General features: G+C 65.7%; 20 protein-coding genes. 9 read left to right on the top strand and 11 right to left on the bottom strand.

The window, feature by feature from the left end; translation table 11 throughout:
• Positions 1–23 precede the first annotated feature (23 nt).
• The 4 genes from J2X42_RS20905 to J2X42_RS20890 all read left to right on the top strand — a co-directional run bounded on the left by J2X42_RS20905 (position 24) and on the right by J2X42_RS20890 (position 3,959).
• A complete protein-coding gene (locus J2X42_RS20905; RefSeq protein ID WP_310167855.1) occupies positions 24–1,313 on the top strand; it encodes a glucarate dehydratase family protein in 1,290 nt (429 codons plus the stop codon).
• Positions 1,314–1,321: 8 nt separating this feature from the next.
• Positions 1,322–2,500: a hypothetical protein gene (locus J2X42_RS20900; RefSeq protein ID WP_310167854.1), complete on the top strand. Its 1,179-nt coding sequence runs from the start codon at positions 1,322–1,324 to the stop codon at positions 2,498–2,500.
• 40 nt (positions 2,501–2,540) lie between these two features.
• The gene (locus tag J2X42_RS20895) at positions 2,541–3,596 is read left to right on the top strand and encodes a zinc-dependent alcohol dehydrogenase family protein (RefSeq protein WP_310167853.1); all 1,056 of its coding nucleotides are present in this window, start codon (positions 2,541–2,543) and stop codon (positions 3,594–3,596) included.
• Positions 3,597–3,755: 159 nt separating this feature from the next.
• Positions 3,756–3,959, top strand: coding sequence for a cold-shock protein (locus J2X42_RS20890; protein WP_013599688.1), 204 nt, complete (start codon positions 3,756–3,758; stop codon positions 3,957–3,959).
• Between the two features lie 63 nt (positions 3,960–4,022).
• Here J2X42_RS20890 and J2X42_RS20885 read toward each other — a convergent pair whose 3' ends face one another.
• Positions 4,023–5,156 (bottom strand): acyl-CoA dehydrogenase family protein, encoded by a 1,134-nt coding sequence (locus J2X42_RS20885; RefSeq protein WP_310167897.1) that lies wholly within the window; start codon positions 5,154–5,156, stop codon positions 4,023–4,025.
• A gap of 192 nt (positions 5,157–5,348) precedes the next feature.
• Between J2X42_RS20885 and J2X42_RS20880 the strand changes: the two genes are divergently transcribed.
• On the top strand, positions 5,349–7,106 hold the full coding sequence (locus J2X42_RS20880; protein ID WP_310167852.1) for an AMP-binding protein: 1,758 nt from the start codon (positions 5,349–5,351) through the stop codon (positions 7,104–7,106).
• 3 nt (positions 7,107–7,109) lie between these two features.
• Positions 7,110–7,616, top strand: a complete 507-nt coding sequence (locus tag J2X42_RS20875; RefSeq protein ID WP_310167851.1) for a MarR family transcriptional regulator — start codon at positions 7,110–7,112, stop codon at positions 7,614–7,616.
• Positions 7,617–7,641: 25 nt separating this feature from the next.
• Here J2X42_RS20875 and J2X42_RS20870 read toward each other — a convergent pair whose 3' ends face one another.
• The 5 genes from J2X42_RS20870 to J2X42_RS20850 all read right to left on the bottom strand — a co-directional run bounded on the left by J2X42_RS20870 (position 7,642) and on the right by J2X42_RS20850 (position 12,700).
• A complete protein-coding gene (locus J2X42_RS20870; RefSeq protein ID WP_310167896.1) occupies positions 7,642–8,298 on the bottom strand; it encodes a DedA family protein in 657 nt (218 codons plus the stop codon).
• A gap of 113 nt (positions 8,299–8,411) precedes the next feature.
• Complete coding sequence (locus tag J2X42_RS20865) at positions 8,412–9,188, bottom strand: enoyl-CoA hydratase (protein ID WP_310167849.1); 777 nt, start codon at positions 9,186–9,188, stop codon at positions 8,412–8,414.
• Positions 9,185–10,114 (bottom strand): 3-hydroxyisobutyrate dehydrogenase, encoded by a 930-nt coding sequence (gene mmsB / locus J2X42_RS20860; RefSeq protein ID WP_310167847.1) that lies wholly within the window; start codon positions 10,112–10,114, stop codon positions 9,185–9,187. The genes J2X42_RS20865 and mmsB overlap by 4 nt, the downstream gene beginning before the upstream one ends.
• The gene (locus tag J2X42_RS20855) at positions 10,107–11,201 is read right to left on the bottom strand and encodes an enoyl-CoA hydratase/isomerase family protein (protein WP_310167845.1); all 1,095 of its coding nucleotides are present in this window, start codon (positions 11,199–11,201) and stop codon (positions 10,107–10,109) included. Before J2X42_RS20855 ends, mmsB begins: the two co-directional genes overlap by 8 nt.
• The gene (locus J2X42_RS20850) at positions 11,201–12,700 is read right to left on the bottom strand and encodes a CoA-acylating methylmalonate-semialdehyde dehydrogenase (RefSeq protein WP_310167844.1); all 1,500 of its coding nucleotides are present in this window, start codon (positions 12,698–12,700) and stop codon (positions 11,201–11,203) included. Before J2X42_RS20850 ends, J2X42_RS20855 begins: the two co-directional genes overlap by 1 nt.
• A 274-nt stretch (positions 12,701–12,974) precedes the next feature.
• On the opposite strand from J2X42_RS20850, the gene J2X42_RS20845 reads away from it, so the two are divergent.
• Both J2X42_RS20845 and J2X42_RS20840 read left to right on the top strand, forming a co-directional pair.
• Positions 12,975–13,781 carry an exodeoxyribonuclease III gene (locus tag J2X42_RS20845; RefSeq protein ID WP_310167843.1) on the top strand — a complete coding sequence of 269 codons (807 nt, stop codon included), beginning with the start codon at positions 12,975–12,977 and terminating at the stop codon, positions 13,779–13,781.
• Between the two features lie 34 nt (positions 13,782–13,815).
• Positions 13,816–14,748, top strand: a complete 933-nt coding sequence (locus tag J2X42_RS20840) for a hypothetical protein (RefSeq protein WP_310167842.1) — start codon at positions 13,816–13,818, stop codon at positions 14,746–14,748.
• Between the two features lie 25 nt (positions 14,749–14,773).
• On the opposite strand, the gene J2X42_RS20835 is transcribed toward J2X42_RS20840, so the two are convergent.
• The 5 genes from J2X42_RS20835 to J2X42_RS20815 form a co-directional block, all read right to left on the bottom strand.
• On the bottom strand, positions 14,774–15,826 hold the full coding sequence (locus J2X42_RS20835) for a LacI family DNA-binding transcriptional regulator (protein ID WP_310167841.1): 1,053 nt from the start codon (positions 15,824–15,826) through the stop codon (positions 14,774–14,776).
• 169 nt (positions 15,827–15,995) lie between these two features.
• Complete coding sequence (locus tag J2X42_RS20830) at positions 15,996–16,247, bottom strand: hypothetical protein (protein ID WP_310167839.1); 252 nt, start codon at positions 16,245–16,247, stop codon at positions 15,996–15,998.
• Complete coding sequence (locus J2X42_RS20825) at positions 16,244–17,140, bottom strand: carbohydrate ABC transporter permease (protein WP_131133412.1); 897 nt, start codon at positions 17,138–17,140, stop codon at positions 16,244–16,246. Before J2X42_RS20825 ends, J2X42_RS20830 begins: the two co-directional genes overlap by 4 nt.
• On the bottom strand, positions 17,137–18,174 hold the full coding sequence (locus J2X42_RS20820) for a carbohydrate ABC transporter permease (RefSeq protein ID WP_131133411.1): 1,038 nt from the start codon (positions 18,172–18,174) through the stop codon (positions 17,137–17,139). The genes J2X42_RS20825 and J2X42_RS20820 overlap by 4 nt, the downstream gene beginning before the upstream one ends.
• A gap of 7 nt (positions 18,175–18,181) precedes the next feature.
• Positions 18,182–19,468 (bottom strand): ABC transporter substrate-binding protein, encoded by a 1,287-nt coding sequence (locus tag J2X42_RS20815; protein WP_310167838.1) that lies wholly within the window; start codon positions 19,466–19,468, stop codon positions 18,182–18,184.
• Positions 19,469–19,594: 126 nt separating this feature from the next.
• On the opposite strand from J2X42_RS20815, the gene J2X42_RS20810 reads away from it, so the two are divergent.
• Complete coding sequence (locus tag J2X42_RS20810; RefSeq protein ID WP_310167837.1) at positions 19,595–21,427, top strand: glycoside hydrolase family 13 protein; 1,833 nt, start codon at positions 19,595–19,597, stop codon at positions 21,425–21,427.
• Positions 21,428–21,433 lie beyond the last annotated feature (6 nt).

Here is a 21,433-nt window from a genome sequence, read left to right as displayed (position 1 = left end):
GCCGTCCCACCGAAAGAAGTTCCATGAATACCAGCACCACCCTTCAGGCCGCACCCAAGACGACGGCGGCCGACCTGAGAATCACGGACATCACCATCACGCCCATCGCGTTCTCCGACCCTCCGCTGCTGAATGCCGTCGGCGTGCACGAACCGCTGGTGCATCGCGTCGTCCTTGAGGTCCGCACAGCCAACGGACTCCTAGGCCTGGGAGAGTGCGCAGGCGGGCAAAGCAGGCTGGCCAACCTCGCCGTTGGCGCCAACGCCATCAAGGGCATCAGTGTCTTTGACACGTCCCTGATGGAACAGCTCATCAATGAAGCGCTCGCCGCGGAACCGTCCGTCTTCGAACGTGCCGCTGTATTCGCTGCCTTTGAGGTGGCTGTGCTGGACATCCAAGGCCATGCCACAGGCCGGAGCGTCAGTGAACTGCTGGGCGGCACCGTCCGGGATGAAGTCCCTTTCAGTGCTTACCTGTTCTACAAATGGGCTGAGCATCCGGCACTGGACGGCAGGCCGGCGATTGCCGATGAGTGGGGCGAAGCCCTGGACCCAGAGGGCATTGTGCGGCAGGCCCGCAAGATGATCGCCGAATACGGCTTCAAATCCATCAAGCTCAAGGGCGGCGTCTTTCCACCCGCCCAGGAAATCGAAGCCATCAGGGCCCTCCGCGAGGCTTTCCCCGACCTGCCGCTCCGCCTGGACCCCAACACCGCATGGACCGTGGAAACGTCCAAGTGGGTGGCCGGGCAGACTGACGGCCTCCTCGAGTATTTGGAAGATCCCACCCCCGGCCTCGAAGGAATGGGGCAGGTGGCGGCTTCGGCGGCCATGCCCCTGGCCACCAACATGTGCGTGGTGGCTTTTGACCACATCAAACGCAGTGTGGAACTGGACTCGGTCCAGGTGATCCTGGGCGACCACCATTACTGGGGCGGCCTTCGGCACACCCGGGAACTGGGAACCCTCTGCCAGACCTTCGGGATCGGCCTGTCCATGCACTCCAACTCGCACCTGGGCATCAGCCTCGCCGCCATGGTGCACGTTGCCGCGGCCACGCCGGCACTCACCTACGCCTGCGACACGCACTACCCATGGAACGGCCACAACGACGTCGTCAAGCCCGGCACCCTGCGCTTTGTTGATGGCAGCGTAGCGGTGCCGGCCGGTCCGGGCCTCGGAGTGGAGCTGGATCGGGAAAAACTGGCGGAACTGCACCAGCAGTACCTCGACGCAAAGATGACCGCACGGGATGACACTGGCTACATGCAGCGGTTTATGCCCGAGTACAGCGCCGACCTGCCCCGCTGGTGACTCAACCCATGCGGAGCGTTACAGGCTACCTCTATCCATGGGACGTCCTCGGGGACCCCGACGCGGGCGACCGCATCGGGGCGACGGGAGTCAGTCGGGTGGCGTTGGCTGCGGCGTACCACTCGGTGCGCGCAGCCACGCCCCGGCATCCGGAACGCCGGGTCGTGGACGCCCGTTCCGCGGCCCTCTACGTGCCGCTCGGCACTGCCTGGGCCGATCAGCCCCTTGCTCCGGCGGATGCTGAGGAGTGGACAGGAACTGACGATTCCTTCTCCGCGGCGGCCGCCGTTGTCCGGAGCACGGGGCTTCCCGTCGATGCATGGACGGTCCTGACTCACTCGAGTGCGCTAGGGGCGGGGAAGCCTGAGTTCTGCGTGCGGAACGCCTTCGGCGAAACATACCGCCACGCCCTGTGCCCCTCGTATCCGGAAGTACGCACGTACGCCGCCACGCTGGTGGCCCAGGTGCTGCAGCGCGGCCGGCCCGACGGGTTGATCCTGGAAGCCGCGGGCCCGCTCGGCTTCGGCCACCAGAACCAGCATGAGAAAACCGAAGGGGCCGAGTATTCGCCCTGGGTGCAGGCGCTCCTGTCCTTGTGCTTCTGCGCGGCCTGCTGTTCCGCCTACGACGCGCGCGGAATGGCATCCGCGTCACTACGGAACCGGGTGCGGCAGGAAATTCTGCGGACGGACGATCCAGACACCACGCCGGAATCGGCGTCCGGTGCCCAGGAATTCCTGCCGCTGCTGGACGCCAGATGGGGTGCGACGGCGGCCCTGCTGGATGCGTGCCTGGCGGTCGTTGCGGACTCCGGAACCACACCCAGGATTTCGATCCATGCCTCGCCTGATCCGTGGTCCACGGGGCCGTTTGTTCCGGTGGAAGCACTCCGCCGCAGTCGACTGTGGCCGCACATGGGCGAGGTCACCGCCGTCGTTCCCTGTTGGGGAGACACAGCCCAGGGAGCCGCAACCGTGTCAGCGATGCGGGCGGCGGCGCCGGAGGCGCGGGTGGGCTCATACGTGCTGGTGTTGCCGCCGAAAGCTGCCGACATGGGCGCCATGGCACGGGAGTGGGCCGCCCTCCTCGACGCCGGTTGCAGCGAACTCCACCTGTACCACCTGGGGCTGGCTTCCACCCGCCGCCTCGACGCGGCCGCCGGCGCCTTGGCGGCCGGCCGGGGCTAGACTCGGTATTCCCCTTCGTCCATGCCCGACAGGAGCAGTTATGCGTGCCACGATCATCCACGGCCCCGGCGATATAAGGGTCGAAGACCGCGACTATCCGACGGTCCAGCTGCCCACCGATGCGGTGGTCAGGGTGACGGCGTCGTGCGTCTGCGGCTCTGACCTATGGCCCTACCGCGGCGTCAAGCCCACCCGCCGTCCCACCGCCATCGGCCACGAGTTCATCGGCGTCGTGGAGAGCACGGGTGCCGACGTCACGGAGCTGAAGGCGGGCGACTTCGTGATCGCACCGTTTGTGGTCAGCTGCGGCGAATGCCCGCAGTGCCGCAACGGCGTCACCGTGGCGTGCGCCCGGCTGGCCGGCTGGGGCGGCCGGGACGACTCAGGAGTGAAGATCGACGGCGGCCAGGGCGAAGCGGTGCGCGTTCCGCTGGCCGAGTCCACCCTGGTCAAGGTTCCGCTGGCGGCCGAGCCCGACGACGCCCTCCGGAAGAATCTGCTCACCCTGTCCGACGTCATGGCCACGGGCCATCACGCCGCGCTCTCCGCCCAGGTGTCCCCGGGCCGCACCGTTGTGGTGGTCGGCGACGGCGCGGTGGGGCTTTGCGGCGTGCTGGCGGCCAAGCGGCTGGGTGCCGAGCGGATCATCGCGATGTCCCGGCACGCCGACCGGCAGGCCATCGCCCGCGAGTTCGGCGCCACGGACATCGTCGAAGAACGCGGGGACGACGGTGTGGCGAAGGTCCGGGAACTGTTGGGCGGGGTTCTCGCCGACTCGGTGCTGGAGTGCGTCGGGACCAAGGAATCCATGGAACAGGCCCTGCACTCGGTCCGCCCCGGCGGCGCCCTGGGCTTCGTGGGAGTGCCTACGGGCGGCGCCGAAATACCGCTGCGCTACCTGTTCGACAAAAACATCACGGTGTCCGGCGGCATGGCCCCTGCCCGCACCTACATCCCCGAACTGCTCGACGACGTGCTGGCCGGCCGCATCAATCCCGGCCGGGTGTTCGACGTCGAAATGCCGCTTGAGGAAGCTGCAGAAGCGTATAAAGCGATGGACGAACGCCGGGCCATCAAGGTGCTGCTGAGGCCATAACCGCATTTCCGGCAGGTTACAGCTTGAATAGTTGATGACGGCAGCTATTGCACGGCCACCGTCCGCCCCCTAGGTTGGAGACAGCGGGGGATCATCTCCGCCATCTGCCTGCCGTTGGAGCAGGACCAGAAAAGGGTTACAAAGGAAGTAGCAATAGCAATGGCAACAGGCACAGTTAAATGGTTCAACGCCGAAAAAGGCTTTGGCTTCATCGCTCCGGATGACGGATCCGCTGACGTTTTCGCGCACTACTCGGCAATTGCCAGCAGCGGCTACCGCTCACTGGACGAGAACCAGAAGGTCGAATTCGATGTGACCCAGGGTCCGAAGGGCCCGCAGGCAGAGAACATCCGCCCGCTGTAACGTCTCAAGGGAACTCCCCCATTGGTGCTTTTCGCACCGGCGGGGGAGTTTTCGCGTTTGCAGCTAAACGAAGGCAGACATTCCGGTGACGCCGCGGCCCACAATGAGTGAATTTATTTCGTAGCTGCCCTCGTACGTATACAGGATTTCCGCGTCGCCGAAGAGTTTCCCCATTTCGAAATCCGTGCTGATCCCGTTGCCGCCCAGGATGGAGCGGCCCATCGCCACGGACGCGCGCGCCAGCCGGGTGCAGGTGGACTTGGCCATGGCGGCCTGCACCATTTCCAGTTTCCCGTCCTCCTGGATCCTGGCCAGCTGGGCCATGAGTGCCAGCGATGCGGAGGCGTTGCCGAGGATTTCGGCGAGCTGCTGCTGGATCAGCTGGAAGCGTGCCAACTCCTTGCCGAACTGTTTCCGGTGCACCGCGTAGGAACGGGCGACGTCGAAGGCCGCCAGCTGGATGCCGGCGCCTTGCCAGCCCACCCAGGCGCGTGAATCCCGCAGGAGATCGTTGGCTTTGGAGAAGTCGGTGGCGCCCGGCAGCATGTTGGACTGCGGAATCCGCACGTTATCCAGGACAATGTCCGCGTTCTGCATGATCCGCAGGCCGATCTTGTTGGAGATCTTCGTGGCCGAGTATCCGGGCCGGTCCGTCTCCACAATGAAGCCCTTGATCTGCCCGTCCGCGTCGTCACGCGCCCATACCAGCGCGAAGTCGGCAATGGTTCCGGCACCGATCCAGCGTTTCGCGCCGTTGATCACCCATTCGCCGCCCTCCAGGCGGGCAGTCGTGGCCAGGCCGCCCGCGATATCCGAACCGTGGTCCGGCTCGGTCAGGGCAAACGCGCCCAGTTGGGCAAAGGAGGCCAGCCCGGGCAGCCAGCGTTCCTTCTGCTCCGGAGAACCGAGTTCGTGGATCATTCCCACGATCAGCTCATTGTGGATGCCCACCAGTGCCGAGAGGGACACATCGGCCCGGGCTACTTCCACGTACATCAGGCCCTTGAAGAGTTTGGAGCTGCCATCGGTCTGCAGCCCGCCCAGGCCATGCTTGCCCATTTCCGCCAGGAGGCCGAACGGGAATTCCTCGCGGTTCCAGTAGTCGATCGAGGCCTGCCGGACGGAGGCCTGCAGGAACTCCCGGATCTCCAGGTAGCGGTCCTTCTCGTGCCCCGGCAGCAGGTCCACGATGTACATCAGGTCCGCGTCCGGAAACGGCAGCGTGGCTGCTGGTGCCGCCAGCGGGGCTGCGGTCAAGGCGCCTTCATCACGTCGTTGTGGCGGCACGGGCATACGGTCCCTTCGCTCTTCCAAACCCTTGGATGTCCTAGTATATTGCACAGAGTTGGATAACCAGTGATGCGCATCACTTGTTGAAAGGGCGCCACCATGACAGTCACCGACGACTTCCGTGCAGCACGCGACCGCCTGCTGGCCCTCCGTTCCGACTACGGCCAGGCCCGGGAAGAGTTCCGGTGGCCACGGTTCGAGGAATTCAACTTCGCCCTGGACTGGTTCGACCAAATCGCCGCCGACCCCGCCCGCGGGACCCAGCCTGCCCTGGTGATCGTGGAGCAGGACGGCTCCGCAACCCGCCGGAGTTTCGCTGACCTGGCAGCCCGTTCCAGCCAGGTGGCCAACTGGCTTCGGAGCCAGGGCGTCCGCCGCGGGGACCGCATGATCATCATGCTGGGCAACCAGGTGGAGCTGTGGGAGCTGATGCTCGCCGGCATCAAGCTGGGGGTTGTCCTGATCCCCACCACCACGCTGATGGGTCCGGCGGACCTGGTGGACCGGGTGGAGCGCGGCGAGGCGGGCTGGGCCGCCGTCGGGAGCTCCAACATCGGCAAGTTTGCCGGCGTACCCGGCGATTACCGGCTCATTGAAATCGCCGACGGCGGCACTCCCGGCAGTCCTGAAGCCACCGCTCCGGCGGCCCTCCGGTACACGGAAGCGACGACGGCGGCAACCACCTTTGCCGCGGACGCCCCCACCGCGGCGGATGAGACGCTGCTGCTCTACTTCACCTCCGGCACCACGTCCAAGGCCAAACTCGTGGAGCACACCCACACGTCCTACCCCGTGGGCCACCTTTCCACGATGTTCTGGATCGGGCTGGAACCGGGGGACGTGCACCTGAACGTGGCCTCGCCCGGCTGGGCCAAGCACGCCTGGTCCAACGTTTTCACACCGTGGATCGCAGAAGCCTGCGTCTTCATCTACAACTACGAACGCTTCGATGCCCGGGCGCTGATGGAACAGATGGACCGCGAAGCCGTCACGAGCTTCTGCGCCCCGCCCACCGTCTGGCGCATGCTCATCCAGGCCGACCTGACACTTTTGAAGACCCCGCCCACCAAGGTGGTGTCCGCCGGGGAACCGCTCAACGCCGAGGTGATCGGGCAGGTGCAGCGCGCCTGGGGGCAGACCATCCGCGACGGCTTCGGCCAGACCGAAACCACCGTCCAGGTCGCCAACACGCCGGGCCAGCCGGTCAAGATCGGCGCCATGGGGCAGCCGCTTCCCGGTTACGACGTGGTGCTGGTGGACCCGAACACCGGGGAAGAGTCCGACGACGGCGAGCTGTGCCTCCGCCTGGATCCCCGCCCGGTGGGGCTGATGAAGTCCTACTACGGGGACGCGGGAAGGACCGCCGAGGCGTTCCGCGGCGGCTACTACCACACAGGTGACATGGCCAGCCGGGACGAGCGAGGCATCATCACCTACGTGGGCCGCGACGACGACGTCTTCAAATCCTCCGACTACCGCCTCTCGCCGTTTGAGCTTGAGAGTGTGCTGATCGAGCATCCGGCGGTGGCTGAAGCGGCCGTCGTGCCCTCCCCCGATGCCCTGAAACTGTCCGTCCCCAAGGCGTACGTGGTGCTGGCCGCCGGCTACGATGCCGGGCCGGAACTGGCCGAGGACATCCTCCGCTACTGCCGCGACCATCTGGCCCCGTTCAAGCGCATCAGGCGGCTGGAGTTCGCAGCCCTGCCGAAGACCATCTCCGGCAAGATCCGCCGGGTGGAGCTGCGGCACAACGAGGAAGTGCGGCACGGCGGGGACCTGCATCCCGGCGGTGCCGAGCTCCCCGAAGGGGCCGGAATCGAGTATTCCGAAGCTGACTTCCCCGGGTTGAAGGGCTGAGGGATGGGCGCACCGCTACCCCGCGATCCCATTGCCGACGCCCAGCGCAACTGGGAGGACCGCGGCTGGTCTGACGTCGCCGCGCCCATGGCGGCCATTACGGCCATCATGCGGACCCAGCAGATCCTGCTGGCCCGGATCGAAAGCGCCCTGAAACCGTTCGGACTTACGTTTGCCCGCTACGAACTGCTTGCCCTGCTGAGCTTCGCCCGCAGCGGTGCGCTGCCCATGAACAAGGCCAGCGCTTTGCTCCAGGTCCATCCCACCTCGGTGACCAACGCCGTCGACCGGCTGGAAGGAGCCGGGCTGGTAGCCCGCTCGCCGCATCCAACGGACGGCCGCACCACACTGATCGAGCTCACCGCGGAGGGCCGCACCGTGGCAAAGCGTGCGACGGCGGTGCTCAACTCCGAGGTGTTTGGCCAGTCGGGTTTCGAGCCGGCAGATGTGGACCAGCTCATCCGGATCCTGGGCAGCTTCCGCCGGAACGCCGGCGACTTCACGGACTGATGGCGCCCCTTACGGCTTTGTGTGCTTAGGGCCCGGCGTTCCTGCTGCGCCGGACACTCCTGACCACGAGCCACACCACCATCAGTCCCAGCGCGCCGTACACGGCATAGTTGAGGAACCGTGAATACTGTTCGATCACCTGGTACTGCGAGCCCACCGCATAGCCCAGGCCGATGAGGGCCCCGTTCCACAGCCCGCTCCCCGCGAGCGTGTAGAGGCTGAACGTGGCCAGGTGCATGCTGGACGCACCGGCCGGCAGCGAAATGAGGCTCCGCACGCCGGGAAGCAGCCGGCCAAAGAAGATCGAGGACCGGCCATGGCGGCGGAACCAGTCCGCGGCATTGTCAAAATCCTCCCGGTCCACCAATGGAAGCTTCGACAGGCCCCGGATGGACCGCTCGAGTCCGAGTTTGGCCCCGAGCCAATAGAGCAGGAGGGCACCGGCGTAGGCGCCCAGCGTGCTGGTGATGAACACGAGCACCAGGTTCAGGGATCCCTGCTTGGCCAGGTACCCGGCCAGCGGGAGGATCACCTCGCTGGGAATGGGCGGAAGGACTGTTTCTGCGAGGGTGAAGAGGCCCACGCCCCATTCGCCGAGGCTTTCGATGCCCCTCGCCGCGACGCCCACCAGGCCGCCCAGGTTATCGGTCGAGCCTTCGGCAGAGACGCCAGTTCCCCACATCACCATTCCCCATTCCCCTACGCAGCCAACTGTCCGTTCCGGTTTCCCGGCTCCTACGAGTCTAGGAGGAACAGGGCGTGGCGTTTCACATGCAGGGGTGGAGCCGGGGCGGGTCAGCGGTGGCTGAACTCCGGCTGGCGTTTCTCCGTAAACGCGGCCATGCCTTCCTTCTGGTCCTCGCTGGCGAACAGCGAGTGGAAGATCCGGCGTTCAAACAGGACACCCTGGGCGAGTCCCGTTTCAAAGGCGGCGTTGACGGCTTCCTTCGCGAGCATGGCGACCGGCTTGGACTTGGACGCGATGATCTCAGCGGCTTTCAGCGCCTCCTCCACGACGTTTTCGGCAGGCACTACGCGCGAGATAAGCCCGGAGCGTTCGGCCTCCTCGGCGCCGATGAAGCGTCCGGTGAGGATCATGTCCATGGCCTTCGCCTTGCCAACTGCACGGGTGAGCCGCTGGGAGCCACCCATGCCCGGCAGCACGCCGAGGTTGATCTCCGGCTGGCCGAACTTGGCGTTGTCTCCGGCGATGATGAGGTCGCACATCATGGCCAGTTCGCAGCCGCCGCCCAGCGCGAAGCCGGACACCGCCGCGATGGTGGGGATGCGGAGCCTGGTGAAGTCCTCCCAGCCGCGAAACCAGTCGGCCGCGAACATGTCCATGAAGCCCTGCGACGCCATTTCCTTGATGTCCGCCCCGGCGGCGAATGCCTTGCCGGAGCCGGTGATGACCACGGCTCCGATGCCCGGGTCGGCGTCCATGGCGGTGACTGCTGCGACGAGCTGCTCCATGGTGGCCTTGTCCAGGGCGTTGAGGGCCTCCGGCCGGTTGAGCGTGACCAGGCCTACCCGGCCGCGCTGTTCCACCAGGATGTTCGTGTACTCCGTCATGCCTGACTCCTGTCGTTGTGCGACTTGTCCCGGATGTCCGTGATGATCCCGGAGAAGTCCCGGCCTGCGCCGCCTTCAGCGGCAAACGTATCGTAGATTTCGGAGGCGAGCGGGCCCAGCCGGGCCGCGACTCCGGTGCTCTGCAGGGCGTTCAGTGCCAGTTTGAGGTCCTTGGCCATCAGCGCCCCGGCGAAGCCTGGCTGGTAGTCGCGGTTGGCGGGGCTGCTGGGGACCGGGCCGGGAACGGGGCAGTTGGTGGTCAGCGCCCAGCATTGCCCGGAGGCGTTGGAGGCTACGTCGAACAGTGCCTGGTGCGTCAGGCCCAGCTTCTCGCCCAGGACAAACGCCTCACTCACGGCGATCATGGAGACCCCCAGGATGAGGTTGTTGCAGATCTTCGCCGCCTGGCCGCCGCCGTGCCCGCCGCAGTGGACCACACGTTTGCCCATCACGTCGAGCAGCGGCCGCACGGCGTCGAAGTCGTCTTCTTCCCCGCCCACCATGAATGTAAGGGTGCCGGCCTCCGCGCCCACCACCCCGCCGGAGACCGGGGCGTCCACGGAGCGGTGGCCTGCTTCGACGGCCAGCGCGGCGGCTTCCCGGGCCTCGTCCACGTTGATGGTGGAGCAGTCCAGGAACATGGTTCCCGGGGCGGCAGTCGCCAGCAGTCCGGGCGCACCGTCCGTCCCGCGGTAGGCGTCCAGGACGTGCTGGCCGCTGGGGAACATGGTGAGCACCACGCCGGCGCCGGCCACGGACTCGGCAGGGCTGGCCGCAATGGGCACACCGTGGGCTTTTGCCGCCTCCAGGGCCGCGGGCACCACGTCGAAGCCGGCCACGCTGTAGCCGGCCCTGACCAGGTTGATGGCCATCGGCCCGCCCATGTGGCCCAGGCCCAGGAACGCGATGGCGGGTTTCTCAGACATGGTCCGTCTCCTTTGACTGGCTGAAGGTCTTCACACCGGCGCCTACGCCGGCCAGGCCGAGTTCGCGTTCGCCGAGGGATTCAAAATAGGCTGCGACGTCGGCCTCGCCCACCTCTTTGAGTGTGGCCGGCTGCCACCGCGGATTGCGGTCCTTCTCGACCACCTGCGCCCGGATGCCCTCGCGGAAATCACGGCCGGCCAGGAAGCGCAGCCCCACCCGGTATTCCTGGTCCAGCGCGTCCTCGAGGGACAGCCCCCGGACCCGCCGGAGTGAAGCCAGGGCCACCTTCACGGCCGTGGGTGACTTCGATTCGATGGTGTCCGCCGCCGCGGCGGCGTCACCGCCGGCGGCGCGCAGGCGCCGGACGATCTCCTCGGCGTCGTCACCGGCATAGCCGGCATCGATCCAGCCCCTCTGCCCCTCCAGTGCCGAGGCCGGCGGTTCCTGGGCGAAGCGCCCGACGGCGGCATCCGCCGTCGAGCTTTCCAGCGCTTCCGCCAGTGCGGGGAGACTCCCGGACGGGACGAAGTGGTCGGCAAGTCCCAGAAACAGGGCATCCGCGCCGCTCAGGTGGGCACCCGTCAGCGCGGCATGGGTGCCGGTCTCCCCCGGGGCCCGGGAGAGCAGGAGGGTGCCGCCGACGTCGGGCACAAATCCAATGGTGGTTTCGGGCATGCCCATCCGCGTCCGCTCGGTGACCACGCGGACCGAACCGTGGGCGGAAATTCCCACACCGCCGCCGAGCACCAGTCCGTCCATGAAGGCAACGTAGGGCTTCGGGTAGCCGGCAATGAGCGAATTGAGCCGGTACTCGGCGCTCCAGAAATCCGGAGCCCGGCCTGCCTCCTGGATCATGTCCTGGTAGATGGCCACGATGTCCCCGCCGGCGCACAGCCCGCGGTCCCCGGCGCCGCGCACCAGGATGGTGGCTACGGCGTCGTCGTCGGCCCAGGCGGTGAGCTGCTCCAGCATGGCAGTGACCATGCCGAGCGTCAGGGCGTTGACGGCCTTCGGCCGGTTCAGAGTGATCAGGCCAAGCTGCCCGCGGCGCTCGAACAGGATTTCTGCCGGTTCCCGCTCCCCCATCAGCTTCCCGCCGGCATCACAAAGCTGGCGCCCTGGCGGATCCCGGAGGGCCAACGCGTGGTGACGGTTTTGGTTTTGGTGTAGAAGCGGAAGGCATCGGCGCCGTGCTGGTTCAGGTCACCGAAGCCGGAGGCCTTCCAGCCGCCGAAGGTGTAGTACGCGATCGGGACCGGGATGGGGACGTTGATGCCCACCATGCCCACTTCCACGCGGCTGGCGAAGTCCCGGGCGGCGTCGCCGTCGCGGGTGAAGATGGCCACCCCGTTGCCGAACTCGTGCTCGGAGCACAGCCGGAGGGCCTCGTCGTAGTCGGCGGCACGGAGCACGCTGAGGACGGGCCCGAAGATTTCTTCTTTGTAGATCTTCATGTCCTTGGTGACGTGGTCAAAGAGCGTGGGACCAACCCAGAAGCCGCCGTCGTAGCCTTCAACGGTGAGGCCTCGCCCGTCCGTGAGGAGGGTCGCCCCCTCGTCCACGCCGGCCTGGATGTAGCCCTCAATCCGTTCCTTGGCACTGGCCGCCACGACCGGGCCAAAGTCCGAGTCCTTGGCCAGGCTGTGGCCCACCTTGAGCCCCTTGATGCGGTCCTGGAGTTTCCCCACCAGCCGGTCGGCGGTTTCCTCGCCGACAGGAACAGCCACGGAAATTGCCATGCACCGCTCACCGGCGGAGCCGAAGCCTGCCCCGATCAGGGCGTCGGCGGCCATGTCCAGGTCCGCGTCCGGCATGATCACCATGTGGTTCTTGGCGCCGCCGAAGCATTGTGCACGCTTGCCGTGGGCGGCCGCCGTGGCGTAGATGTACTGGGCAATAGGGGTTGAGCCCACGAAGCCAATGGCTTTGACGCGCGGGTCCTCCAGGAGGGCGTCCACGGCTTCCTTGTCCCCGTTTACCACATTGAACACACCGTCCGGGACCCCGGCTTCGGAATACAGCTCAGCCAGGCGCAGCGGCACCGAGGGGTCCCGCTCGGAGGGCTTGAGGATAAAGGCGTTGCCCGCCGCAAGTGCCGGCCCGGACTTCCACAGCGGGATCATCGCCGGGAAGTTGAAGGGCGTGATGCCCGCGACGACCCCGAGTGGCTGGCGAAGTGAGTGGACGTCGATGCCTGCGCCGGCGTCGTCGGAGAATTCACCCTTCAGCAGGTGCGGGGCGCCGGCCGCGAACTCCACCACTTCGATGCCGCGCTGGATGTCGCCCTTGGAATCGGCGAAGGTCTTGCCGTGTTCGGAGGAGAGCAGGGTGGCGAGCTCATCCATGTTCTGGTTGACCAGGTCGACGAACTTCAGCAGGATCCGCCCGCGGCGCTGCGGGTTCATGGCTCCCCACTCCGTCTGGGCCTTCTCCGCGGCGGCCACCACGTTCCGGACTTCCTCGCGGCTGGCCAGCGGCAGGCGGGACTGGACCTCGCCCGTGCACGGATCAAAAACGTCGCTGTAACGGCCGGATGTCCCGCTAATTCTCTGTCCGGATACGTAATGGGATAGTTCGCGCACCATGGCTGAATGCTCCTTCGCATGTGATCCAGGTCATCTCTGCAAGCGAATATACTCGGACTTCCTACTAAATTCCAGAGTGCCCCGCCGCCGCCGTCGCATGCTTTAGTGCCGCCGTCGTGGGGCACTTTGACCCGCATCCAGGCCTCGAAAGCGCGTTCCGACGGCGTGTCCGCGCCATAGTGCCCCGTTCCTGCGGGCACCGGCCGGGAGCCAGGCGCGGAACCCGGCTCGGCCGTGGCCCTCGGGCGGCGCCCAAGTTCGGTAAGTTAGGAACGTGAAGATTGCTACCTGGAATGTGAACTCCCTCCGTGCCCGTGCCGACCGCGTGGAGGCCTGGCTGCAGCGCAGCGACTGCGATGTCCTGGCCATCCAGGAAACCAAGTGCAAGGACGAGAACTTCCCCTGGGAACTCTTCGAGCGGATGGGCTACGAGGTGGCCCACTTCGGCGTGAACCAGTGGAACGGCGTGGCCATCGCCTCCCGGGTGGGCCTTGAGGACGTGGAGCGGACGTTCCTGGACCAGCCGGCGTTCGGCAAGGAGGGCAAGGACCCCGTCCAGGAAGCCCGCGCCATGGCCGCTACCTGCGGCGGCGTCCGGATCTGGAGCCTTTACGTCCCCAACGGCCGGTCGCTCGATGACGAGCACATGCCGTACAAGATCAAGTGGCTGGAATCCCTGAAGACCCACGCCCACAGCCTGGTCACCGCCGACCCGAACGCCCAGGTGGCCCTCATGGGCGACTGGAACATTGCACCGTTCGACGACGACGTCTGGGACATCGACCTGTTCGTCAATAACAGGTACACCCACGTCAGCCCGCCTGAACGCGCTGCGTTCCATGCCTTTGAGGAGGCCGGGTTCAAGGACCTGGCACGCGAGTACACCCCCGGTCCCGGCGTCTACACCTACTGGGATTACACCCAGCTGCGCTTCCCCAAGAAGGAAGGCATGCGCATCGACTTCGTCCTCGGCTCCCCCGCCCTCGCCGCCAGGGTCACGGGCGCATCGATTGACCGCGAGGAGCGCAAGGGCAAGGGCGCCTCGGACCACGCGCCGGTGCTGGTGGATCTGGCAGACTGATGCTGCAGCCCTGGACCGCCGAAAGGGGAGAACGATGACCGGAAACCTCTACCGTGGCCAGGCCGGCCTGCCGTTTTCCTCCACGCTGCGTGTCTACGAACCCCTGGACGCCTTTCCCGAGGACCAGCGCGAAGCCATCCGTACGGCCGGTGCCCGGACCGCCTCCCGGGCGGCCGTGGAAAACGCCGAACTGCTCGCCTCCCTGGGCCGGATCACCCGGGCTGGCGGCGATCCGTTTCCCACCGGCCGCACCGACCTGGTCCGGGTCACCACCACTCCCGGTGTTCCGGGACCGGCTTTGCCGGAAGATGCCCCGGCAGCCGGAACGTCCGACGGCGGCGCTGACGCCGGTTCGGGTGCCGCCCCGGACCCGGTCCTGCTGTACTGCCCCAGCCAGCTGGTGCTGCGGGCCGGGCTGGCAGCCAACGCGCTGATGGAAGGAATCCACGGCCCCCTCGCCGAAATGCTGATTCCGGAAGAACAACGGGATAAACACCAGGAACGCATCGACCTCGTCAAGGCCCGGGACGGATCCATCCGGGTCCACACCCGCGCCTCCACGTGGGGCATTCCATTCAGCTGGTTCTCGCTGTTTATGGAAGGTGACCGTAAGGACGTGGTGGAATCCGGCGGCCGGATCCTCACCGTCCGCGTCTGGACGCCCATCACGGAGGCCATGGAGCGGGCACGGTACGCCGTGGCCAACCTGGCCTTGGCGGCGCCTGACCTGGACATGCTGGACGACCTCGCCCAGCTCACCGAGTGGCTGGAGCTGTTCCACGTCAATTCCATGGTGGAGCTGGATTACGGAGCTGTCGCCGACAAGGTGTACCCGGACGAGTCACCCATGGACATCCGGCTGGGCATCGAGTGCCTGGCCGAGGGCGACATGACCGGCGCCGCGGCAGCTTACCGCCGTCTGGCCTCCCGCTGGATCCCCATCAGGCAACTGGCCCGGGCGTCCTAGGTTCACCGCTGAGGTACACGCAGTATTAGGCGCGTGGCGGCGCCGTCGTCCTCCGGATGATGAGTTCGTGGGGTGCGACGGCGGAGCGCACCGCCCCGATAGCGCCGTCGAGTTCGTCCAGCAGCATTTTGGTGGCCAGCTCCGCTTGCTCGTCCGGACGCTGCCCCACCGTGGTCAGGCCCATCGCGTCGGCGAAATCGTGGTTGTCGATCCCCACCACGGAAAGCTCCTCCGGGACGCGGACCCCCAGCCGCGACGCCTCGAAGATGACGCCCATGGCCATTTCATCGGAGGCGCAAAAGACGGCGGTGGGCTTGTCTCCCGGACGGGCCCATAGCCGGCGGAATGCCTCCTGCCCGCTCCGGACCGTGAAATCGCCCCATTCATCCCATTCCGGGCGGGTAGGCAGGCCCGCGGCCTGCATGACGTCCTTGAAGGCGAGGATGCGGACCCGTGGGACGTCAAAGTTGAGGTCGGTTTCGTCGTCGCCGTGGACCAGTGCGATGTCGCGGTGCCCCAGGTCAATAAGGTGCCGCACTGCGGTGGAGGCGGCGGCGTAGTCATCGATGCCGATGTAAGCGCATTCCTCAACATGGCCGCCCACCACCACCAGGGGGATGTCGATCTTTTGCAGATGGTCGAGCTCGTCATGGGTGAGGGCCATACACAGCACCAGCAGCGCATCGATCTGCTTGTAGACCATGGTCTTGCTGAAGAGCCGCTCCCGGTTGCTGCCGTGGCCGCCCAGGTTGAACAGCGAAAGGTTGTAATTGCGGGCGTGGAGCTCCCGGTCGGCACCCTCGATGGCCTTGGAAAAGAACCACCGGCTCACAAACGGTGCCAGCACACCAATGGTCTTGGTACGGCCGGTGGCCAGCCCTGATGCTGAGGAGGAGGCGACATATCCGAGCTGGCCGGCGACCTCGAGGATCTTTTCCCGCGTGGCCGGCGATACCCGGGGCAGTCCGCGAACCGCCCTTGAGACGGTGGCCGTGGAAACTCCCGCAGCGGCCGCTACGTCCTCAATGCTGACGCCGCTGTGGCCGCCCCGTTGGGACCTTTCAGATGTGCGTGCCACGGTGTCCCCTTATGTACTCCCTGCAGGCGTCCGCCCTGCTCCAGTGCGATCCCCCCACGCCATAGTATTTTGAGCCGGGTCCCGCTTCGCAGTGTTACCTGCCCAGTGTCAGTGTGGGCAGTGTTACACCGCGAAGCGGGCGCTCGTTCGGCGGGATCCCCGGGCAGCGCTACCTCCGCTCAGGCAGCCGCTTTCGCAGCCGCAGCATTCCATAGATTGCCAGCAGTGTGGCCAACAGGCCCAGGGCCCACCAGAGCGCGGGTTGTCCCGTTACCTCCATCCAGACCGTGACCACAAGCAGGACCACTGCCCAGAAACCCAGGAATCCGATGATGATGTCAAAATCCTCGCCGGAGCGTGCCAGCCGGCGTTCGTTTCCCGCCCCTTTCGGCTTCCGGGGGCGGGAAACGCCTTCCGTCACTTGACCGCACCTGCCGTCAGGCCGGCAACGATCTTGCGCTGGAAGACCAGCACCAGGATCACCAAGGGAATGGTGACGATGGTGCCGGCGGCCATGATGGCCGTGTACGGGATCTGGTTGGGCTGTGCACCCGCGAAGCTCGCGATGGCGACGGTCACGGGCTGGGTGGCGTCACTGGACAGCTGGCTGGCGATCAGGAACTCGTTCCAGGACGAGATGAACGCCAGGATCGCCGTGGTGAAGATGGCCGGTGCGGCCAAGGGCATGATGACCTTGCGGAAGGCCTGGCCCTGAGTGCACCCGTCCACGCGCGCTGATTCCTCCAGCTCCCACGGCATTTCGCGGAAGAAGGACGTCAGCGTGTAGACGGTCAGCGGCAGCACAAACGAGATACTCGGGATGATCAGCGCCTGGTACGTGCCCATCCAGCCAATGTTGGTGAACAGCTGGAAGAGCGGGGTGATCAGGGCGACGCCGGGGAACATGGAAGCCCCCAGGATGAAGCCCAGCACCAGGAACTTGAACCGGAAGTTCAGCCGTGCCAGCGCGTAAGCGGCGAACACGCCGATCAGCAGGGACACCGCTGTGACCACGACGCCGATGAAGATGCTGTTCAGGAGCGCCTGGCCGAACCTGTTGCCAAACGAGGTGTCGAACGCGGTGGCGAAGTTGTCCAGCGTGACGTGGGTGGGCAGGATCGAGGTGTCGTACGTGAAGCCCACCTCGCGGAAAGCCGTCACCACCATCCAGTACGCAGGAGCGAGGCACCAGATGAGGATGACTGCCGCACTGATGTACGTGCGCCCCTGGGCCCACTTCTCCCTGTTCTGGGCGGTCTTGCGCCCCTTGTCCTGCCTGGCGCGCAGGTCGGTGGCTGCTGTTGACGTGCTCATTTCTTCCCCTTACCGGTGGCGCCGCTTTGTTCCACAACATTCGCGCCCAGGAACCGTACGAAGATGAAAGCGACCAGAAAGATGATGATGAAGGTGATCGTGGACAGCGCCGCCGCCGCGTTGAACCCTTGCCTGATCTGGTTGATCACCAGGATGGACAGCGTGGTGGTGTTGTTGGCGCCCTGCGTCAGGATGTACGGCAGGTCGAACATACGCAGCGCGTCCAGGGTGCGGAACAGGATGGCCACCATGAGGGCCGGCTTGACCAGCGGAAGCGTGATCAGGCGGAACCGCTGCCATGCAGTGGCGCCATCCACCTTGGCCGCTTCGTAGACTTCAGCGGGAATCATCTGCAGGCCCGCGAGGATCAGCAGAGCCATGAACGGCGTTGTCTTCCAGGTATCGGCGATGATGACCGCCCATTTGGCGGGCCACTCACTGCCGGTCCAGAGGATGCTGGCGTTGAACAGTTTGTTGGCGATGCCTTCGAAGTCGAAGATGAACAGCCAGAGCTGGGCGGTGACGGCGGTGGGGATGGCCCACGGCACCAGCACGGCGGCCCGGATGAGGCTGCGGCCCTTGAACGTGCGGGCCATGATCATGGCCATCCAGAAGCCCAGGATGGTTTCAAAGGTCACCGTGATGATTGTGAAGATAAACGTGGTGGTTGTCGCCGACCAGAACTGGCCACCCAGCGTACCTGGGGGGCATGCGATGGTGCCGCCGCCAGGGGCGGCACACTGCTGGCCGATCCAGTTGACGTAATTCTGGATACCTGCGGGGCCGCCGGCCGTGAAGAGGCCGGTGACAGGATCCAGGCCTGCGTCCTTCTGGAAGGACATCACAATGGCGCTGATGATCGGGTAAACAATAACGACGCCCAGCGCAATGATGGTCGGGGCGAGCAGCCAGGACGCCCACCTGCCCTGGCTCATCAGCTTGTTGTCCTCCCCCACACCCTTGGGTGCGTGGTGGACTTCGGGACCGCCCGACGCCGGCTTCTTGACCGGCGTCGGGCCCAATTCGGTTGCCATGGCTAAGCTACGATCCTGCGCCAGCGGACTCGATGGACTTCTGCATATCGGAGAGGGCCTGCTCGGCAGACTTCTCGCCCTTCAGCGCAGCGTACGAGTTCTCCTGGATAGCCTGCGTAACAGCCGGGTAGAACGGCGTCACCGGACGCGGAACGGCGTTCTCGATGGAGGTCTTCAGCACCGGAAGGTACGGGAGTTTGGCAACGAGTTCCTTGTCCTCATAGAGGTCACCGAGCACCGGAGCCAGGGAACCCTGGGTGGCGAAGAACTTCTGCTGCTCCGCATCGACAAGGAACTTCACGAAGTCCAGTGCCGTTGCCTTGTTCTTTGAGTAGACGCTGACTGCAGCGCTGTGTCCGCCCAGAGACGATGCACCCGGTCCGTCCTTGCCCGGAAGGGCCGTCATGCCCAGCTTATCCTTGACGACAGACGAGCCTTCAGTGGTGGCCAGGTTGTACACGTAAGGCCAGTTGCGCAGGAAGAGCAGGTTACCGCTCTGGAAGGCCCGGCGGCTTTCCTCTTCCTGGTAGGTGATGGCTTCCTGCGGGATGTTCCCGTCGGCGTAGGCCTTGACCAGGTTTTCCAGGCCTGCCTTTGCCGCGGCGGTGTTCAGGCTGGGCTTGCCATCCTTGTCCAGGACCGAGCCGCCGAACGAGTTGATGGCTTCGGACGCGTTCACCGTAAGGCCCTCATACTGCTTGAACTGGCCCGAGTAGCAGCCGATGTTGTTGGCCTTGGCAATGGAGCACATGTCCATCATTTCTGCCCAGGTCTTAGGGGCAGTGGGAACGAGGTCCTTGCGGTAGTAGAGGATGCCGCCGTCGGACGATACCGGAGCGGCATAGAGCGTTCCCTTGTACGAACCCGCTTCAACGGTGGGCTTAAGCATGCCCGTGGTGTTAACGGCCATCTTGTCCTTGAGCGGCTGCAGCCATCCCTTGGCCGCGAATTCAGCAGTCCACACAACGTCAACGCTGGCGACGTCGTAGTTGGCGTCCTTGGCCTGGTAATGCTGCACGAGGTCATCGTGCTGCTGGTCGGCCTGGTCGGTCTGCTCTTTGAACGTGACCTTCTCGTTGGGGTGCGCGGCATTCCACTTTTCCACCAGGGGACGGACAACGTTGCTGTTGTCCTTGCCCTGGACGTAAGTAATGGGGCCGCGGCCGTCGAGGTTAGCCTCGGCATCAGTGCCGCCGCCACCTGTGGTGCCCCCGCCCCCGCCGCCACAGGCGGAGAGCGTTAGGGCCAAGATGCCGGCAGTTGCTGCCGGGAGTAAGAATTTACGGGTTTTCATTGCTTGAGGCTCCTCGCTGAGTGACAAGTAAGTCGACAGTGCGGTTGATGTGGTGACCATCACACTAGTAACGTTGCGGGAAGAAATGCAAGCGTTTACATCAAAAAGTTACCTGAGAGGAACCAAATGCGCCATCCGCTCGTTCCCACCCCCGGTTCCGCGAGGAATTCCTGGTGGGCCAGTGCCGCCGTGTACCAGATCTATCCCCGCTCCTTCGCAGACGCCAATGGCGACGGAATGGGTGATCTCCCCGGGATTACGGCCCGTTTGCCGTATTTGCAGCGGCTGGGAGTCGACGCGGTCTGGCTGTCGCCTTTCTACAAGTCCCCCCAGGCGGACGGCGGTTATGACGTGGCGGACTACCGCCAGGTTGATCCGCTTTTCGGAACGCTGGCGGATTTCGACGCAATGTTACAAACTGCTCACGGCCTGGGCCTGAAGGTCATTGTTGACCTGGTTCCAAACCACACTTCCGACGAGCACATCTGGTTCCAGGAGGCCCTGGCCGCTCCGCCGGGGTCCCCGCAACGGGACCGTTACATGTTCAGGACGGGCAAGGACGAGGTGCCGGGTTCCGGCGACGGCAACCTGGCCCCGAACAACTGGCGGTCGATCTTCGGCGGACCCGCCTGGAGCCGGGTAACGGAAGCCGACGGCAGCCCTGGCGACTGGTACCTTCACCTTTTTGATACCAAACAGCCTGACCTTAACTGGGACAACAACGAGGTCAAGGAGGAAATGCGCTCTGTAATGCGCTTCTGGCTGGACCGCGGCGTGGACGGCTTCCGCGTGGATGTTGCCCACGGCATGGTCAAGGAAGCCGGCCTGCCGGACTGGGACGGCGTCGCGGCCATGGTGGAGGGCACCGCGGAGCAAGCACCGGACAACCGGCACACCCCGCCTGGCGATGCTCACGGCGCCCATACGGAGGCGCAGGAGCCGCACCGCGCGGTGTCTCCGCAGTACCCGCCGTCGCCGTTTTTTGACCAGGACGGCGTGCATGACATTTACCGCGACTGGAACCGCGTGCTGGCCGCTTACGACGGCGACCGGATGATGGTCGCCGAGGCCTGGGTGGAACCCGCGGAACGGCTCGCACGGTACGTCCGCAAGGATGAAATGCAGCAGGCCTTCAACTTCGATTTCCTGCTCGCCGGCTGGGATGCCGAACGCATGGCAGAAGCCATCGACGACTCCCTCCGGGCCGCAGCCTCCGTGGAGGCACCGTCCACGTGGGTGTTGAGCAACCACGACACCGTGCGGCACACCACGCGGTTCGGCTTGAAGGATCCCACCACGTTCCCCAAGGGCATCGGTGCCGGGGACGAGCAGCCGGACGCAATCCTGGGACTGCAGCGGGCACGCGCCGCCACAATGGTCTCCTTCGCGCTGCCGGGTTCCGTCTACATCTACCAGGGCGAGGAACTGGGGCTACCCGAACACACCACCCTCCCGGACGAAGCCCGGCAGGATCCTACGTTCTTCCGCACTAACGGCGCCGAGATCGGCCGTGATGGCTGCCGGGTGCCGCTGCCATGGAAGGCAGACGAGCCGGGTTACGGCTTCGCAGGGGCGTTCCCCGGGGGTGTAACGCCCGACGCCGGCACCGGCGCCAAAGTGCCCGCGGCACCGTGGCTGCCCCAGCCGGAGTCGTTCCGGGACCTCGCTGCCAACCGGCAGGACGGCGTCGGGGGTTCCACTCTGGAGCTCTACCGTTCGGCGCTGGCGTTCCGCTCTGCCCACGGGTTGGGATCAGGGACGTTCCGGTGGGCGGACGTCCACCAGCCGGAAGCGGGGGTGCTGGCGTTCCACAACGGCGAAGTGCTGGTGCTGACCAACCTGGGTTCGGCCGCTGTTCCGGTACCCGACGGGTTCACGGCATCGATGGCCAGCGTGCCGCCGTCGGACGGTCTTTTGGCCGGAATACCGCCGAACTGCACGGTTTACCTGACCCGCTGACGTAGG

Origin of the sequence: Arthrobacter sp. BE255, from assembly GCF_031457335.1 — a bacterium.
Lineage (GTDB): Bacteria > Actinomycetota > Actinomycetes > Actinomycetales > Micrococcaceae > Arthrobacter.
The sequence above is the reverse complement of the archived record's forward strand: the minus strand, read 5'-3'. Positions and strand labels throughout refer to the sequence as shown.

What these genes read in the sequence shown, in the direction of transcription:
- J2X42_RS20855 (WP_310167845.1), bottom strand. Translation starts at nt 11,201, where the DNA reads ATGGGGGAGCGGGAACCGGCAGAAATCCTGTTCGAGCGCCGCGGGCAG.
- J2X42_RS20810 (WP_310167837.1), top strand. Translation starts at nt 19,595, where the DNA reads ATGCGCCATCCGCTCGTTCCCACCCCCGGTTCCGCGAGGAATTCCTGG.
- J2X42_RS20825 (WP_131133412.1), bottom strand. Translation starts at nt 17,140, where the DNA reads ATGAGCACGTCAACAGCAGCCACCGACCTGCGCGCCAGGCAGGACAAG.
- J2X42_RS20905 (WP_310167855.1), top strand. Translation starts at nt 24, where the DNA reads ATGAATACCAGCACCACCCTTCAGGCCGCACCCAAGACGACGGCGGCC.
- J2X42_RS20840 (WP_310167842.1), top strand. Translation starts at nt 13,816, where the DNA reads ATGACCGGAAACCTCTACCGTGGCCAGGCCGGCCTGCCGTTTTCCTCC.
- J2X42_RS20880 (WP_310167852.1), top strand. Translation starts at nt 5,349, where the DNA reads ATGACAGTCACCGACGACTTCCGTGCAGCACGCGACCGCCTGCTGGCC.
- J2X42_RS20895 (WP_310167853.1), top strand. Translation starts at nt 2,541, where the DNA reads ATGCGTGCCACGATCATCCACGGCCCCGGCGATATAAGGGTCGAAGAC.
- J2X42_RS20890 (WP_013599688.1), top strand. Translation starts at nt 3,756, where the DNA reads ATGGCAACAGGCACAGTTAAATGGTTCAACGCCGAAAAAGGCTTTGGC.
- J2X42_RS20850 (WP_310167844.1), bottom strand. Translation starts at nt 12,700, where the DNA reads ATGGTGCGCGAACTATCCCATTACGTATCCGGACAGAGAATTAGCGGG.
- J2X42_RS20815 (WP_310167838.1), bottom strand. Translation starts at nt 19,468, where the DNA reads ATGAAAACCCGTAAATTCTTACTCCCGGCAGCAACTGCCGGCATCTTG.
- J2X42_RS20885 (WP_310167897.1), bottom strand. Translation starts at nt 5,156, where the DNA reads ATGTACATCGTGGACCTGCTGCCGGGGCACGAGAAGGACCGCTACCTG.
- J2X42_RS20900 (WP_310167854.1), top strand. Translation starts at nt 1,322, where the DNA reads ATGCGGAGCGTTACAGGCTACCTCTATCCATGGGACGTCCTCGGGGAC.
- mmsB (WP_310167847.1), bottom strand. Translation starts at nt 10,114, where the DNA reads ATGTCTGAGAAACCCGCCATCGCGTTCCTGGGCCTGGGCCACATGGGC.
- J2X42_RS20870 (WP_310167896.1), bottom strand. Translation starts at nt 8,298, where the DNA reads ATGTGGGGAACTGGCGTCTCTGCCGAAGGCTCGACCGATAACCTGGGC.
- J2X42_RS20865 (WP_310167849.1), bottom strand. Translation starts at nt 9,188, where the DNA reads ATGACGGAGTACACGAACATCCTGGTGGAACAGCGCGGCCGGGTAGGC.
- J2X42_RS20820 (WP_131133411.1), bottom strand. Translation starts at nt 18,174, where the DNA reads ATGGCAACCGAATTGGGCCCGACGCCGGTCAAGAAGCCGGCGTCGGGC.
- J2X42_RS20875 (WP_310167851.1), top strand. Translation starts at nt 7,110, where the DNA reads ATGGGCGCACCGCTACCCCGCGATCCCATTGCCGACGCCCAGCGCAAC.